This is a genomic window from Paraburkholderia atlantica, assembly GCF_009362785.1.
Taxonomy (GTDB): domain Bacteria; phylum Pseudomonadota; class Gammaproteobacteria; order Burkholderiales; family Burkholderiaceae; genus Paraburkholderia; species Paraburkholderia atlantica.
In genome coordinates, this window is record NZ_WHNQ01000026.1 from 75,071 (window position 1) to 89,915 (window position 14,845).

The window sequence follows — 14,845 nt, forward strand, 5'->3', positions numbered from 1 at the left end:
CGTTACCAAATCGAGATTACAAGGATAGCGCGTCGATTGGTCTTTTGCATGAATCCTGCCAGCCGGCGCGAAGGCTGGCCGCGCGGGGCTGCGCGGGCGAAAAAAAGCCGGCGCCTCGGGTCGAGACGCCGGCTTTTGCGGGAAAGCAGGGCGCGGCGGTCGGCTGCCCAGATCGCGGCGTACGGAGCCGTTGAGGTGGAAATCTACGGGGCTGCGCAGGCACGCGCGGCCCGGCTCTGGGGGCTTTACTGCGTAATACCCGGCACCGGCGGCAAGCCCTGGATCTGCATGCCCGGCTTGATGCCCTTCGCCGTGAACCAGCCTTTGGGCATTTCCAGCGCGAACACGCCGTTGTGCGTCGGGCAGTGGTTGTTGGTGGTCTCGGCCTGCATTTCGTCGATGTCGGTGATCGTGCCGTCGGCGCGCATGAACGCGATCGACAGCGGAATCAGCGTGTTCTTCATCCAGAAGCAGTGGCCCGCGTTCTCGTTGAACACGAACAGCATGCCTTCGTTCGGCCCGAGCTTCGTGCGATACATCAATCCCTGTTCGCGATCCGCGTCGTTGGCGGCGACGGCCGCGTCGATCACGAACATGCCGGCGGTCAGCTTGACGCGCGGAAACTCGCTCGGCTGCTTGGCGCCCGAGGGCATCTGCTGCGCCTCGGCGGGAGCCGGGGTGGCGGCGAACGACAGCGCCGCGAGCGGCAGTGCAACGGCGACGGCGAAACGCGCCATCGACGAGCGGATGGAAAATCGCACGACAAGACTCCTTGCTGAAATCGACTCGCGCATGTTACGCGAGCGCGTCAAAAACAAAAAGGCAGATCGCCTCGCGGTGATCTGCCTTACAACGCCGTAAGAACGGCAATGAAGCTAGTTCTTTACTGCGTTTTTACAAGCAACTTACTCCGAAGCTGCCGAAGCTGCAGCAGCAGCTGCTGCCTTCTTGTGCGACTTCTTGTGAGCGTGCTTGGTGGTCTTCTTTGCCGACGAAGCTGCTGCCGGAGCTGCCGGAGCTGCTTCCGGTGCCGATGCTTGTGCGAATGCTGCCGTTGCGAAGAGGCCAGCGACCAGAGCGGCGATCAGTTTGTTCATTTTGTGAATCCTCAGCTTGAGTTAATTAACCAAATGACCCGGCAAATGTAGAGTCATGTCGGTAAACGTGCCATCCACCTTTCGGTTGACAGCCGCATCGAAGAAAATTTTCGACGCGTCTGCTAGCGTTCGGACTTTCGTACTCGCCGCGCAAAAACGGCTTATGCAAAGGTCTTTAAGGCTGAATGCCGGATAGCTTCGGCGGCATCTGCGTCGAATAACGCGTGGAGTTGTACGGCGGTTGACGCGAATTGCGCGGAAATTTTTATCGTCATCACACGCGATCGAACTGCATCACGCAGGCTCGCGCGAGCTCATTTGTTTCACGCACTTCGCGCTTGCGTTTCACGCATTGTTTCGCGTGTAGCTACAACGAGTTAGCGTTGATTGTCACAGCCGTGAAACCTGTTTCGAGTGATCACGTGCAGGCTGATTCACGTTCAGGCGACACCATCCCATGGCGCGTTCGCTCGCAACTCGATGCTCTCGCCGGGCTGTAGTCCGAGTGCAAAAATGTCAAGCGCACCGATGCCGACGCGCACGAGTCGCAGCGTCGGAAAACCGACCGCTGCCGTCATGCGACGCACCTGTCGGTTCTTGCCTTCTGTGATCGACAGTTCGATCCACGTGGTCGGGATCGCCGCGCGATAGCGGATCGGCGGCGTGCGCGTCCATAGTGAGCTGGACGGTTCGACATAGTTCGCCTGACATGGGCGTGTCACGTAGTCGCCGAGATCGACGCCGCGTGCGAGCTTTCTCAACGCGGCGTCGTCGAGCGCGCCTTCGACTTGCGCCCAATAGCGTTTGACGAGCTTGTGACGCGGCTCCGCGATGCGCGCCTGCAGCGCGCCGTCGTCGGTGAGCAGCAGCAGGCCTTCGCTATCGGAGTCGAGCCGGCCGGCCGGATAGACACCGGGTACCTTGACCCAGTCTGCAAGTGACGCGCGCGTCTCATGTGGCGAAAATTGACAGATGGTGCCGAACGGCTTGTTGAGGGCGAGAAGGCGCATAGGAGAGCGAGACGGCAGAGCGATACGGCGCGATGATAATGCATAAATCGGGAGGCAGATTCTTGTATCTTATAGACGAGCGTGGCGCGCCCGAGGTGCCGTCCAGGTTGGAAAACATGGAGTCCGGGGCGGCCGCGCCGTGCTTGGGGCGTGGGCTAGAATAGCGGCCAGGCCGCTCGCGGCGGTGCGGCATTGCGCGGCGAGGGCATCTCTTTCGCAGTCTCCCATCAGCTTTTGCACGGCTTTCAATGGAGTCCGATCATGCCGTATCAGCACATCAAGGTTCCGACAGGTGGCGATAAGATCACCGTCAACGCCGATTTCTCGCTCAACGTTTCCGACGAGCCGATCATCCCGTTCATCGAAGGCGACGGCACCGGCCTGGACATCACGCCGGTCATGCTCAAGGTCGTGGATGCGGCGGTCGAAAAGGCGTACGGCGGCAAGAAGAAAATCCACTGGATGGAGATCTACGCGGGCGAGAAGGCGACCCGGGTGTACGGCCCGGACGTATGGCTGCCGGACGAAACGCTGCAGGCGGTCAAGGAATACATCGTATCGATCAAGGGGCCGCTCACCACGCCGGTCGGCGGCGGCATCCGCTCGCTGAACGTCGCGTTGCGCCAGGAGCTGGACCTCTACGTGTGCCTGCGCCCGGTGCAGTATTTCAAGGGCGTGCCGTCGCCGGTGCGCGAGCCCGAGAAGACCAACATGGTGATCTTCCGCGAGAACTCGGAAGACATCTACGCGGGCATCGAATGGCCGGCCGAGTCCGAACAGGCGAAGAAGATCATCAGGTTCCTGCGCGAAGAAATGGGCGTGAAGAAGATCCGCTTTCCCGATTCGTCGGGCATCGGTATCAAGCCGGTGTCGCGCGAAGGGACCGAGCGTCTGGTGCGCAAGGCGATCCAGTATGCGATCGACAATGAACGCCGCTCGGTGACGCTGGTGCACAAGGGCAACATCATGAAGTACACCGAAGGCGCGTTTCGCGACTACGGCTACGCACTCGCGCAGAAAGAGTTCAACGCGGAACTGATCGACGGCGGTCCGTGGATGAAAGTCAGGAATCCGAAGACCGGCGGCGACGTCGTCGTGAAGGACGTGATCGCCGACGCGTTCCTGCAGCAGATCCTGCTGCGCCCGGCCGAATACGACGTGATCGCCACGCTGAACCTGAACGGCGACTACATCTCGGACGCGCTCGCCGCGCAGGTCGGCGGCATCGGCATCGCGCCGGGCGCGAATATGTCGGATTCGGTTGCGATGTTCGAGGCGACTCACGGCACGGCGCCGAAATACGCGGGCAAGGACTACGTGAATCCCGGCTCGGAAATCCTGTCAGCGGAAATGATGCTGCGCCACTTAGGGTGGTTCGAGGCGGCGGATCTGATAATCAGTTCGATGGAAAAATCGATCCTGCAAAAGCGCGTGACTTACGATTTTGCCCGCCTGATGGAAGGTGCGACCCAGGTGTCGTGCTCCGCATTCGGGCAAGTGATGATCGAAAATATGTAATTGATGCGCCGGGATTATCCGGTTTGCATAAAAAACCCCGGCGCCAGCGAACGGCCGGGGTATTTATTTACCCGGATTTTTCGCGCGATTTTCCGGCGGGAAAATCCGCCGCAACAGAAAGCCGCCGCAAAAAAGAAACCCGGCGCGGAGCCGGGTTTCAAAAAGGACGGGTATCGAAACGCTTCAGGCTGGTGCCTGAATGTTCGATGCCTGTTTACCTTTCGGGCCTTGCACGACTTCGAAGGTGACCTTTTGGCCTTCCTTCAGCGTCTTGAAGCCATTCATCTGGATGGCCGAGAAGTGTGCAAACAGATCCTCACCGCCCTCGTCAGGCGTGATAAATCCGAAACCCTTTGCGTCGTTAAACCATTTGACCGTACCAGTTGCCATTCCAACTTCCCCTGTAACTCATGTCACTACCACGAGCCCTCGAAAAGCTACGACCACGCGAGGCAGTCGTTCCCTCCTCACAAGCTCACCATCGGCATTTTTTCGAAATTATGGCTTAGTGAAAAAAGTGCCAGCTTGATTGTTGGGGCTCTTTATTCGAGTGTCAAGAAAATTTTGAGACGTCGTTGTCGCGTTGCAAACAGGCCGCTTTCCAGGGTTTTTACCGCTTCCGTATGTGCGGTGGCGCAAGCGGCGTGGCTTGAAAAGTCGCATAATCGACTCACATGCTGACTGTGCCCGCGGCGCCGACGCCCAGCGCGGCGAGCGCTGGCAGCCAGTACCGGCAGGTTGTGCGATACTCGATCCGACCGCGGTGCAGCACGCACCGTGCATGACAGGATGGGGGCCGGCACCGCAATCGGCCCGTCGAAAACGCGACACGCCGGCCGATCATGACAGCGTCGTGACCGCCGGGCGGCAGCGAACGGGCTCATCGGCCAGGCGGCCGGGTTTTGACAGGATTGCGGGCCTGTCCTAGTTGTTTAGAATGGGTGTATGGCGATTATCCCGGACAAGCAGGACGGCACCGTACTGGAGCGGCAGGAGCAGAAACTCAAGCCGCCATCCATGTACAAGGTGGTGCTGCTGAATGACGACTTCACGCCGATGGAATTTGTCGTGATGATCGTGCAGGAATATTTCAATAAGGATCGTGAAACCGCAACGCAGGTCATGTTGAAGGTGCATCGCGAGGGCAGGGGAGTTTGTGGGGTCTATACGCGGGACATCGCGTCGACCAAAGTCGAGCAAGTCGTTACCCACGCACGGCAGGCCGGGCATCCGCTGCAGTGTGTGATGGAGGAAGCATGATTGCCCAGGAACTGGAAGTCAGCCTGCATATGGCGTTCATGGAAGCGCGCCAGGCACGGCACGAGTTCATAACGGTCGAACATCTTTTGCTCGCGCTGTTGGATAACCCGACGGCGGCAGAGGTACTGCGCGCATGCGCGGCCAATATCGAGGATCTGCGCCAGAACCTGCGCAACTTCATTCATGACAACACGCCGACCGTGCCGGGCACGGACGACGTCGACACGCAGCCCACGCTCGGTTTCCAGCGTGTGATCCAGCGCGCGATCATGCATGTGCAGTCCACCTCGAACGGCAAGAAGGAAGTGACCGGCGCGAACGTGCTGGTCGCGATCTTCGGCGAGAAGGATTCGCATGCGGTGTATTACCTGCAGCAGCAGGGCGTCACGCGTCTGGACGTGGTCAATTTCATCTCGCACGGTATCGCCAAGACCAGCAGCTCCGACGCCGCGAAAGCGAGCGACGCGAATGCCGAGTCCGACGAAGCCGCCGCGCAGAAGGAAACGCCGCTCGCCCAGTTCACGCAGAACCTGAACCAGATGGCGAAGGACGGCCGTATCGATCCGCTGATCGGGCGCGAGTCGGAAGTCGAGCGCGTGGTGCAGGTGCTGTGCCGCCGGCGCAAGAACAATCCGCTGCTGGTCGGTGAGGCCGGCGTCGGCAAGACCGCGATCGCCGAAGGGCTCGCATGGCGCATCACGCGCGGCGAGGTGCCGGACATCCTGGCGGATGCCCAGGTGTATTCGCTCGACATGGGCGCGTTGCTCGCTGGCACCAAGTATCGCGGCGACTTCGAGCAGCGTCTGAAGACGGTGCTGAAGGAATTGAAGGAGCGTCCGCACGCCATTCTGTTCATCGACGAAATCCATACGCTGATCGGCGCGGGTGCCGCATCGGGCGGCACGCTGGATGCGTCGAACCTGCTGAAGCCGGCGCTCTCGTCGGGCACGCTGAAGTGTATCGGCGCGACCACCTTCACCGAATATCGCGGCATCTTCGAAAAGGACGCGGCGCTGTCGCGTCGTTTCCAGAAGGTCGACGTGACCGAGCCGACCGTCGAGCAGACGGTGGCGATCCTGCGCGGACTGAAGTCGCGTTTCGAAGAGCACCACGGCGTCAAGTATTCGTCGGGTGCGCTGTCGGCGGCGGCTGAGCTGTCGGCTCGCTTCATCACCGATCGCCATTTGCCGGACAAGGCGATCGACGTGATCGACGAAGCGGGCGCGGCGCAACGCATTCTGCCGAAGTCGAAGCAGAAGAAGACCATCGGCAAGAACGAGATCGAGGAAATCATCTCCAAGATCGCGCGCGTGCCGGCGCAGAGCGTGTCGCAGGACGATCGCAGCAAGCTGCAGACGCTCGACCGCGACCTGAAGAGCGTCGTGTTCGGGCAAGACCCGGCGATCGACGCACTGTCGGCCGCGATCAAGATGGCACGCGCGGGCCTCGGCAAGCTCGACAAGCCGATCGGCGCGTTCCTGTTCTCCGGTCCGACCGGTGTCGGCAAGACCGAGGTCGCGAAGCAACTCGCGTTCACCCTCGGCATCGAGCTAATCCGCTTCGACATGTCGGAGTACATGGAGCGTCACGCGGTGAGCCGGCTGATCGGCGCGCCGCCGGGCTACGTCGGTTTCGACCAGGGTGGCCTGCTGACCGAGGCGATCACGAAGAAGCCGCACTGCGTGCTGCTGCTCGACGAAATCGAAAAGGCGCATCCGGATATCTTCAACGTGCTGCTGCAGGTGATGGACCACGGCACGCTGACGGACAACAACGGCCGCAAGGCGGACTTCCGCAACGTCATCATCATCATGACGACGAACGCGGGCGCCGAGGCGATGGGCAAGTCGGTGATCGGCTTCACGAACCGCCGCGAGGCGGGCGACGAGATGGTCGATATCAAGCGCATGTTCACGCCGGAGTTCCGCAACCGTCTGGACGCGACGATCAGCTTCCGTGCGCTCGATGAGGAAATCATCATGCGCGTGGTCGACAAGTTCCTGATGCAACTGGAAGATCAGCTGCACGAGAAGAAGGTCGATGCGCTGTTCACCGATGCGCTGCGCAAGCATCTGGCGAAGCACGGTTTCGATCCGCTGATGGGCGCGCGGCCAATGCAACGCCTGATCCAGGACACGATCCGTCGCGCGCTCGCCGACGAACTGCTGTTCGGCAAGCTGATGAACGGCGGCCGCGTAACGGTCGACGTCGATGCCGACGACAAGGTGCAGTTGACCTTCGACGAGCATCCGGCGCCGCGTAATCCGAATCCGGAGGCGGTGGAAGTCGAGTGATGTCAGTCAGGCCGGCGTGGAGTCTAGCTGGCCAGACACATAAAACAGAACGGCGCGGGTTTTATCCCGCGCCGTTTTTTTATGCTCTGATTTTCTGCTCGCGGCGGCTTACGCTGAACGGCGCAGCCGCCGCGTCGCAGCAATCGATCAATGCTTGCCGGTGCTGCCAAACCCGCCCGCGCCGCGCACGCTTTCCTCGAAGTCCTCGACGATGTTGAACTTGGCCTGCACGACCGGCACGATCACCAGTTGCGCGAGGCGTTCCATCGGATTCAGCACGAACGTCGTTTCGCCGCGATTCCACGTCGAAATCATCAGTTGGCCCTGGTAGTCGGAATCGATCAGGCCGACCAGATTGCCGAGCACGATCCCATGCTTATGGCCGAGACCCGAGCGCGGCAGAATCAGCGCCGCATAACCGGGGTCGCCGACGTGGATCGCGAGTCCAGTCGGTACCAGCGCGGTTTCGCCGGGTTTCAGCGTCAGCGGTTCGTCGAGGCAAGCGCGCAGATCGAGGCCGGCGCTACCGGTCGTCGCGTAAGCGGGGAGCTGTTCGCGCATGCGCTGATCGAGAATCTTCAGGTCGAGTTTCATTCAGGTTCGATAGTGGGGGTGGGTGTGGTGAAGGGGCACGCGGCGGACTCTGGCAAAACCTCTGCGATCAAGCCGCCTGATTCGAGCCGAGCTGGAACGCCTCGGCGAGCAGTTCGTAGGAGCGCAGGCGGGCGCGATAGCTGCCCGCGACGGTCAATACCATCAGCTCGTCGGCCTGGAACTGCTGCTGCAAATCCGTGAGCCGCTCGGTCACGCGCTCAGGCGTGCCGATGATGCTGCGCGGCTTTTCGCGGTCGATCACGAGCTGTTCGCGCTCGCCATATTCCTGCGCGATCCCTTGCTCGATTGACGGAATCGGTTCGTTCAGGCCGTACGCCATCTGCACGCGACGCAGATCGACGGCTTTTTCGAGGTCCGCGGCTTCCTGCTCGGTGTCCGCGCAGATCACGAAGACGGCGGCAGCCAGATACGGCTGCGACCCCTCGTGGCCAGGCTGGAAGCGCTCGCGATACGCCAGCGCGACCTGCTTGCCGAAATGCGCATTGATGAAGTGCGCGAACGAGAAGCGGATGCCGAGCTGCGCCGCGAGCAGACCGCCGAATTCGCTCGAGCCGAGCATCCACAGTTGCGGGCGCGTCTCGATCTGCGGCTGCAGCAGCACACCCTGCGCGAGATGATCGTCGGGAAGCGCGCCGTGCATCAGGCCGATCAGCTCGGCGACTTGCTGCGGAAATAGCTCGCCGCGATTGTATGCGCCGGCGGCGACCGCCTGCGCGGTGCGCATGTCACCGCCCGGCGCGCGTCCGACGCCGAGATCGACGCGGTTCGGAAACAGCGCCTCGAGCATCATGAACTGCTCGGCGACTTTGAACGGGCTGTAGTACGGCAGCATGATGCCGCCCGAGCCGATGCGAATGCGTCTGGTCACGCTGCCGAGGCGCGCCAGCATCACCTCAGGGCACGGATTCGACACGCCGCGCAGGCCGTGGTGCTCGGCGCACCAGTAGCGCGTGTAGCCGAGGTCGTCGGCGAGTTGCGCGAGTTCGACGGTCGCGGCGATCGCGTCCGCCACCGAATGGCCGGCGATCACCGGTGTTTGATCGAGCACGGAGAGTAGCGTCATGGCAGTGGTGCTCCAGATGATTCCGGTCGGCTAGCCGGGCAAAGGCGGCAGGGTCACACTGGCCCACCGCCGCTCGCACGTTCAGCCAACCGGACTGATGCCGGGCGGCACACGCTTCGCGATTTCCGCGATCAACGCGCGCGCCAGCGTCTGCTTGTCGGCGCGTGGCAGCTTCGTCGCGCGGCCTGCTTCGAACAGAATCACTTCATTGTCGTCGAGCCCGAACGTTTGCGGCCCCAGATTGCCGATCAACAGCGGCACGTTCTTGCGCGCGCGCTTTTCCTCGCCTTGGACCTCGAGATTGTCGCTTTCGGCGGCGAAGCCGACCGCGAACGGCGGCTTCGGCAGCCGGGCGACCGCGGCGAGGATGTCCGGATTCTCGACGAATGAAAAGCTCGGCAGCGTGCGCTCGGCGGTCTTCTTGATCTTCTGATCGCTGACGTGGTCGACGCGCCAGTCGGCCACCGCCGCGACGCCGATGAAGATGTCCGCCTCCACGACCGCGCGCATCACCGCGTCGTGCATCTGCTGCGCGGTCTGCACGTCCTCGCGCAATACGCCCCACGGCGTTTCCAACGCGACCGGACCAGCCACCAGATGCACGTCGGCGCCGGCCTGCTGCGCGGCGCGCGCGAGCGCGAAGCCCATCTTGCCACTCGAGCGATTGGTGATACCGCGCACCGGGTCGAGGGGTTCGAAGGTCGGCCCGGCGGTCAGCAGCACGCGCCGGCCGGACAGGATTTTCGGCGCGAAGAACGACGCGATCGCTTCATAGGTCGCCGCCGCTTCGAGCATGCGGCCATCGCCGATCTCGCCGCAGGCCTGCGGGCCCGAATCGGGGCCGAGCACTTCGACGCCGTCCGCGCGCAATTGCGCGACGTTGCGTTGCGTGGCCGGGTTCTGCCACATCTGCCGGTTCATTGCCGGCACGACGAGCAGCGGGCAGTCGCGTGCGATGCACAGCGTCGACAGCAGATCGTCGGCCATGCCGTGCACGAGCTTGGCGAGGAAGTCGGTCGACGCCGGCGCGATCACGATCGCATCCGCTTCGCGCGACAGATCGATGTGCGCCATGTTGTTCGGCACGCGTGCGTCCCACTGGCTCGTGTAGACCGGCCGGCCCGACAGCGCCTGCATCGTGATTGGGGTGATGAACTGCGTGGCCGCTTCGGTCATGACGACCTGCACGGTCGCGCCTGCCTTGGTCAGCAGACGCGTGAGTTCGGCGATCTTGTAGCAGGCGATGCCGCCCGTCATGCCGAGGACGAGGTGTTTGCCTGCGAGTTCAGCGGTTGCCAACGAAAGCCTCCGACAAAGCGTGATCGCGAGGCGGCGCGGGGGCGTAGCCCGTCGCCGTCGCCGCGCGTTTCAAACCGGACGTGAGGCGCGGCTTTCGCAATCGCGGCCGTGCCTTACGTCGGCGACGTTAGCGTGTGCCGCGCACCCGCCGCAGCTCGTCGATCACGAGCAGGATCGCACCGATCGTGATCGCGCTGTCGGCGAGATTGAACGCCGGCCAGTGCCAGCCGCCCACGTGGAAATCGAGGAAGTCGATCACATGGCCGTATGCGAGCCGGTCGATCACATTGCCGAGCGCGCCGCCGAGAATCAGCGCGAGCGCCGTGCAGAACATTTTCTGCCCGCTATGCCGCTTGAGCAGGTAGCAGATCACGAGCGCCGCGACGACGCCGAGCGCGGTGAACGCCCAGCGCTGCCAGCCGCCCGCCATCGCGAGGAAGCTGAACGCGGCGCCGCGGTTGAACACGAGAATCAGGTTGAAGAACGGCATGACCTCATGCGGCACACCATAGGCGAACACCTTGCGCACGGCGATTTTCGTCAGCTGGTCGAACAGGATGACGATCAGCGCGATGCCGAGCCAGGGTGCGAGCGAACCGCTTGCGGTGGACGTTTTCGACATGGTTCTCGCCATTATGCCGCGCTCCTCGTTTCGCCACCGCCGAACAGGTTGCTAAAGCAGCGGCCGCACAGCGACGGATGCTCGGCGTTCGCGCCGACGTCCGCGCGATAGTGCCAGCAGCGTTCGCACTTCAGGTACTTCGACGCGATTACTTCGACACCTTCGTCCGCTTCGCTGTCGACCTTGACGACGTTCGCCGCCGACGTGATCAGCACGAATTTCAGGTCGTCGCCGAGGCTCGCGAGCGCGTCGTAACGCGCGCCGCTCGCGCGGATTTCGACTTCCGCCTGCAGCGACGAGCCGATCAGGTTCGCGACCCGTGCCTCTTCGAGCGCCTTGGTCACGTCGCCGCGCACCGCGCGCAGCAGCGTCCACTTGTCGAGCAGCGCCCCCGCATTCGGCACGGCCGGGTACGCGTGGTAAGTCTCGGTGAAGATCGTTTCGCTGTTCGGCTGGAACACCTTCCACGCTTCTTCCGCGGTGAACGACAGGAACGGCGCCATCACGCGCAGCAGACCGTGGGCGATGTGGTAGAGCGCGGTCTGCGCCGAACGGCGCGCGACCGAATCCGCCGCGGTCGTGTACAGGCGGTCCTTCAGCACGTCGAGGTAGAAGCCGCCAAGGTCTTCCGAGCAGAACGTCTGCAGCTTGGCGACGACCGGGTGGAACTCGTACTTCTCGTAGTGCGCGAGGATGTCGTTCTGCAGATTCGCCGACAGCGCCACCGCGTAACGGTCGATCTCGAGCCAGTCGTCGACCGGACGCGCATGTTGCGCGAAGTCGAAGTCCGACAGGTTCGCGAGCAGGAAGCGCAGCGTGTTGCGGATACGGCGATAGCCTTCCGTCACGCGCTTCAGGATTTCCTCGGAGATCGCGAGCTCGCCCGAGTAGTCGGTCGACGCGATCCACAGGCGGATGATTTCCGCGCCGAGGCGGTTCGCCACTTCGTGCGGATCGATGCCGTTGCCGAGCGACTTGCTCATCTTGCGGCCTTCGCCGTCGACGGTGAAGCCGTGCGTGAGCAGCGCGTTGTAGGGCGGGCGGCCGTCGAGCATCGACGCCGTCAGCAACGATGAATGGAACCAGCCGCGATGCTGGTCCGAGCCTTCGAGGTACAGGTCGGCCGGGAATTGCAGCTCGTCCTTGTGCGAGCCGCGCAGCACGTGCCAGTGCGTGGTGCCCGAGTCGAACCACACGTCGAGCGTGTCGCGGTTCTTTTCGTACAGATTGGCGTCGTCGCCGATCAGTTCGCGCGGATCGAGCGTCTGCCATGCCTCGATGCCTTCCTTCTCGACACGCTGCGCGACCTGTTCGAGCAACTCCAGCGTGCGCGGATGCAGCTCACCGGTTTCCTTGTGCACGAAGAACGCCATCGGCACGCCCCACTGGCGCTGGCGCGACAGCGTCCAGTCCGGGCGGTTCGCGATCATGCTGAAGAGGCGCTGCTTGCCCCACGACGGATAGAACGCCGTGTTCTCGATGCCTTCGAGCGCGGTCTCGCGCAGCGTCTTGTCGCCGTCGTTCGGCTTCACGTCCATGCCGGCGAACCACTGCGAAGTGGCGCGGTAGATGATCGGCGTCTTGTGGCGCCAACAGTGCATGTAGCTGTGCGTGTACTTTTCGGTGCGCAGTAGCGCGCCGGCGCCTTGCAGCGCCTCGACGATCTGCGGATTCGCCGCCCAGATCGACAGACCGCCGAACAGCGCGAGCGATTCGATGTAGCGGCCATCGCCCATCACCGGGTTGATGATGTCGGAGTCGGCCATGCCGTGCGATTTGCACGACACGAAGTCTTCCACGCCGTACGCCGGCGACGAGTGCACGATGCCGGTGCCGGTTTCGGTCGTCACGTAGTCGCCGAGGTAGACCGGCGCGGTGCGCTTGTAGCCCGGATGCGCGGACGCGAGCGGGTGGTTGAAGCGCAGGTTCACGAGCTTTTCGCCCGGCGTCGTCGCGACGATCGTGCCTTCTAGGCCGTACAGCTTCAGGCATGCCTCGACGCGTTCTTCGGCGAGGATCAGCAGGCCGCGCGGCGTGTCGACGAGCGCGTAGACGATTTCTGGATGCAGGTTCAGCGCCTGGTTGGCGGGGATGGTCCACGGCGTGGTGGTCCAGATCACGATGCCGCCTTCGTTGCGCGGCAGCGCGGCGAGGCCGAACGCCTGCGCGGTCTTCTCAGGTTCGGCGAAGCTGAACAGCACGTCGATGGTCGGATCGGTCTTGTCCTTGTACTCGACTTCCGCTTCAGCGAGCGCCGAGCCGCAGTCGAAACACCAGTTGACCGGCTTCAGGCCGCGGAACACGTAGCCCTTTTCCATGATTTTCGCGAGCGCGCGGATTTCGCCGGCTTCGTTCGCGAAGTTCATCGTCTTGTACGGATTGTCCCAGTCGCCGAGTACGCCCAGACGGCGGAAGCCGGCCTTCTGCTTCTCGATCTGCTCGGTCGCGTAGGCGCGCGCCTTCTGCATCACTTCGGCCGCCGGGAGCGACTTGCCGAACTGCTTTTCGATCTGGATTTCGATCGGCATGCCGTGGCAGTCCCAACCCGGCACGTAGACCGCGTCGAAGCCCGCCAGATTGCGCGCCTTGACGATCATGTCCTTCAGGATCTTGTTCACCGCGTGGCCGAGGTGGATGTCGCCGTTCGCATACGGCGGGCCGTCGTGCAGGATGAACTTCGTGCGGCCCTTGGAGGCGGCGCGGATCTTGTCGTACACCTTGCGCTCCTGCCAGTCCTTGACCCATTGCGGCTCGCGCTTGGGCAGGTCGCCGCGCATCGGAAACGGCGTGTCGAGCAGGTTGACCGGGTAGCGGGACTGCGGTTTCGAATCGGCTTTCTTGTTGCTCATGATGTGGGTGGCGGTGAATTCGTTTCTATGCGTAGCGGCGCGCGGATTGCGCGCTGCGCGAGGAGCGGGGCGCGCCCGGCAGGCGGCTCCGCGTGAAACCCGGACGCCCTTCGATGCACGCGGCGACGGTTCGTGCGGCGCGGCGCGCCGGCCCGAACCGCGGCGGTTATCTAATTCGGTCGGTGGCCGAGGTGGCGAAACCGGTGGAACGGCTGCCCGACGTGCCGGCGCCGACCGCGGCGAACCATGCGCGCGCATTGGCGACGTCGCGCGCGATCGCGGCGGTCAGTGTTTCGAGGTCGACGAACTTCTCCTCGTCGCGCAGCTTCTTCAGAAATTCGACGCGCACGAGTTTGCCATACGCGTCGCCGTGCCAGTCGAGCAGGTGCACTTCGAGCAGCACGCGGCCGGAATCGTCGACGGTGGGGCGCAGGCCGAGGCTCGCGACGCCCGGCAGCGGGTGCTCGTCGATGCCGTGCACCTGTACGACGAAGATGCCGGCCAGAGCCGGACGCTTGTGCGCGATCGGCAGATTGAGCGTCGGAAAGCCGAGATCGCGGCCGAGCTTCATGCCATGGGTGACGTGGCCGCTGATCAGATAGTCGCGGCCGAGCGCGGCGCGCGCCGAGTCGAGGTCGCCCGCGACCAGCGCGGCGCGCACGCCCGAGCTCGAGATGCGCGCGCCCGACGGATCGGCGACGGTCGCCATCTGTTCGACTTCGAAGCCGTAATGCTTGCCGGCCTCGCGCAGCGACGCGAAATCGCCGGCCCGCTTCGCGCCGTAGCGGAAGTCGTCGCCGATCATGACCCAGCGCGCGTGCAGTCCGTTGACGATGATCCGCTCGACGAACGTATCAGGCGACTGGCTCGCGAACGTGTGATTGAAGTGCTCGACGACGACCCGGTCGACGCCGTTGGTGCGCAGCGCCTCGAGCTTGTCGCGCAGCATCGCGATGCGCGGCGGTGCGCCGGCCGGGTTGAAGAACTCGCGCGGGTGCGGCTCGAAGGTCATCACGCAGACGGGCAGGCCGCGCGCGTTGGCGGCCGCGCGCACGTGCGCGAGCAGAGCCTGGTGGCCGCGGTGGACACCGTCGAAGTTGCCGATGGTCAGCGCGCACGGCGCGCGGCTCTCGGCATTGGGAAGACCGCGGAAGACTCTCACGATAGCGGGTTGCTGCGATTGCAATAGGGACGCGGGCAGGGTGCCGCAAAACAATC

13 protein-coding genes are annotated in these 14,845 nt (G+C 63.4%); 3 read left to right on the forward strand and 10 right to left on the reverse strand.

Annotated elements, in window-relative coordinates; all coding sequences use genetic code 11:
• Positions 1-245: 245 nt before the first annotated feature.
• The 3 genes from GCT19_RS29455 to GCT19_RS29465 form a co-directional block, all read right to left on the reverse strand.
• Positions 246-761, reverse strand: a complete 516-nt coding sequence (locus tag GCT19_RS29455) for a DUF192 domain-containing protein (RefSeq protein WP_013090308.1) — start codon at positions 759-761, stop codon at positions 246-248.
• A 144-nt stretch (positions 762-905) separates the two neighbouring features.
• Positions 906-1,097: a hypothetical protein gene (locus tag GCT19_RS29460; RefSeq protein WP_083788686.1), complete on the reverse strand. Its 192-nt coding sequence runs from the start codon at positions 1,095-1,097 to the stop codon at positions 906-908.
• 440 nt (positions 1,098-1,537) lie between these two features.
• Entirely contained in the window at positions 1,538-2,107 is a 570-nt protein-coding gene (locus GCT19_RS29465) for a pseudouridine synthase (protein WP_152853894.1), read from the reverse strand.
• A gap of 261 nt (positions 2,108-2,368) precedes the next feature.
• Between GCT19_RS29465 and icd the strand changes: the two genes are divergently transcribed.
• Positions 2,369-3,625 (forward strand): NADP-dependent isocitrate dehydrogenase, encoded by a 1,257-nt coding sequence (gene icd, locus GCT19_RS29470; RefSeq protein ID WP_018437855.1) that lies wholly within the window; start codon positions 2,369-2,371, stop codon positions 3,623-3,625.
• Between the two features lie 183 nt (positions 3,626-3,808).
• On the opposite strand, the gene GCT19_RS29475 is transcribed toward icd, so the two are convergent.
• Complete coding sequence (locus tag GCT19_RS29475) at positions 3,809-4,015, reverse strand: cold-shock protein (protein WP_007180614.1); 207 nt, start codon at positions 4,013-4,015, stop codon at positions 3,809-3,811.
• Between the two features lie 555 nt (positions 4,016-4,570).
• On the opposite strand from GCT19_RS29475, the gene clpS reads away from it, so the two are divergent.
• Both clpS and clpA read left to right on the forward strand, forming a co-directional pair.
• Positions 4,571-4,885, forward strand: coding sequence for an ATP-dependent Clp protease adapter ClpS (gene clpS, locus GCT19_RS29480; protein WP_008919570.1), 315 nt, complete (start codon positions 4,571-4,573; stop codon positions 4,883-4,885).
• Positions 4,882-7,179, forward strand: coding sequence for an ATP-dependent Clp protease ATP-binding subunit ClpA (gene clpA / locus GCT19_RS29485; RefSeq protein ID WP_013090305.1), 2,298 nt, complete (start codon positions 4,882-4,884; stop codon positions 7,177-7,179). Before clpS ends, clpA begins: the two co-directional genes overlap by 4 nt.
• Before the next feature lie 147 nt (positions 7,180-7,326).
• Here clpA and dut read toward each other — a convergent pair whose 3' ends face one another.
• From dut to GCT19_RS29515, 6 genes are all read right to left on the reverse strand, one after another.
• Complete coding sequence (gene dut, locus GCT19_RS29490) at positions 7,327-7,773, reverse strand: dUTP diphosphatase (protein ID WP_152853895.1); 447 nt, start codon at positions 7,771-7,773, stop codon at positions 7,327-7,329.
• A gap of 67 nt (positions 7,774-7,840) precedes the next feature.
• A complete protein-coding gene (locus tag GCT19_RS29495) occupies positions 7,841-8,857 on the reverse strand; it encodes an LLM class flavin-dependent oxidoreductase (protein WP_018437857.1) in 1,017 nt (338 codons plus the stop codon).
• 81 nt (positions 8,858-8,938) lie between these two features.
• On the reverse strand, positions 8,939-10,156 hold the full coding sequence (coaBC, locus tag GCT19_RS29500) for a bifunctional phosphopantothenoylcysteine decarboxylase/phosphopantothenate--cysteine ligase CoaBC (RefSeq protein WP_152853896.1): 1,218 nt from the start codon (positions 10,154-10,156) through the stop codon (positions 8,939-8,941).
• A gap of 127 nt (positions 10,157-10,283) precedes the next feature.
• Positions 10,284-10,790 (reverse strand): signal peptidase II, encoded by a 507-nt coding sequence (gene lspA / locus GCT19_RS29505; RefSeq protein ID WP_152853897.1) that lies wholly within the window; start codon positions 10,788-10,790, stop codon positions 10,284-10,286.
• Positions 10,790-13,627, reverse strand: a complete 2,838-nt coding sequence (gene ileS / locus GCT19_RS29510; RefSeq protein ID WP_152853898.1) for an isoleucine--tRNA ligase — start codon at positions 13,625-13,627, stop codon at positions 10,790-10,792. Before ileS ends, lspA begins: the two co-directional genes overlap by 1 nt.
• Before the next feature lie 166 nt (positions 13,628-13,793).
• Positions 13,794-14,789 carry a bifunctional riboflavin kinase/FAD synthetase gene (locus GCT19_RS29515; RefSeq protein ID WP_035492181.1) on the reverse strand — a complete coding sequence of 332 codons (996 nt, stop codon included), beginning with the start codon at positions 14,787-14,789 and terminating at the stop codon, positions 13,794-13,796.
• Positions 14,790-14,845: the final 56 nt, after the last annotated feature.

Excerpts from the sequence above, each read along its gene's own strand:
- GCT19_RS29460 (WP_083788686.1), bottom strand. The coding sequence starts at position 1,097 with ATGAACAAACTGATCGCCGCTCTGGTCGCTGGCCTCTTCGCAACGGCA.
- GCT19_RS29465 (WP_152853894.1), bottom strand. The coding sequence starts at position 2,107 with ATGCGCCTTCTCGCCCTCAACAAGCCGTTCGGCACCATCTGTCAATTT.
- icd (WP_018437855.1), top strand. The coding sequence starts at position 2,369 with ATGCCGTATCAGCACATCAAGGTTCCGACAGGTGGCGATAAGATCACC.
- GCT19_RS29475 (WP_007180614.1), bottom strand. The coding sequence starts at position 4,015 with ATGGCAACTGGTACGGTCAAATGGTTTAACGACGCAAAGGGTTTCGGA.
- clpS (WP_008919570.1), top strand. The coding sequence starts at position 4,571 with ATGGCGATTATCCCGGACAAGCAGGACGGCACCGTACTGGAGCGGCAG.
- clpA (WP_013090305.1), top strand. The coding sequence starts at position 4,882 with ATGATTGCCCAGGAACTGGAAGTCAGCCTGCATATGGCGTTCATGGAA.
- dut (WP_152853895.1), bottom strand. The coding sequence starts at position 7,773 with ATGAAACTCGACCTGAAGATTCTCGATCAGCGCATGCGCGAACAGCTC.
- GCT19_RS29495 (WP_018437857.1), bottom strand. The coding sequence starts at position 8,857 with ATGACGCTACTCTCCGTGCTCGATCAAACACCGGTGATCGCCGGCCAT.
- lspA (WP_152853897.1), bottom strand. The coding sequence starts at position 10,790 with ATGGCGAGAACCATGTCGAAAACGTCCACCGCAAGCGGTTCGCTCGCA.
- ileS (WP_152853898.1), bottom strand. The coding sequence starts at position 13,627 with ATGAGCAACAAGAAAGCCGATTCGAAACCGCAGTCCCGCTACCCGGTC.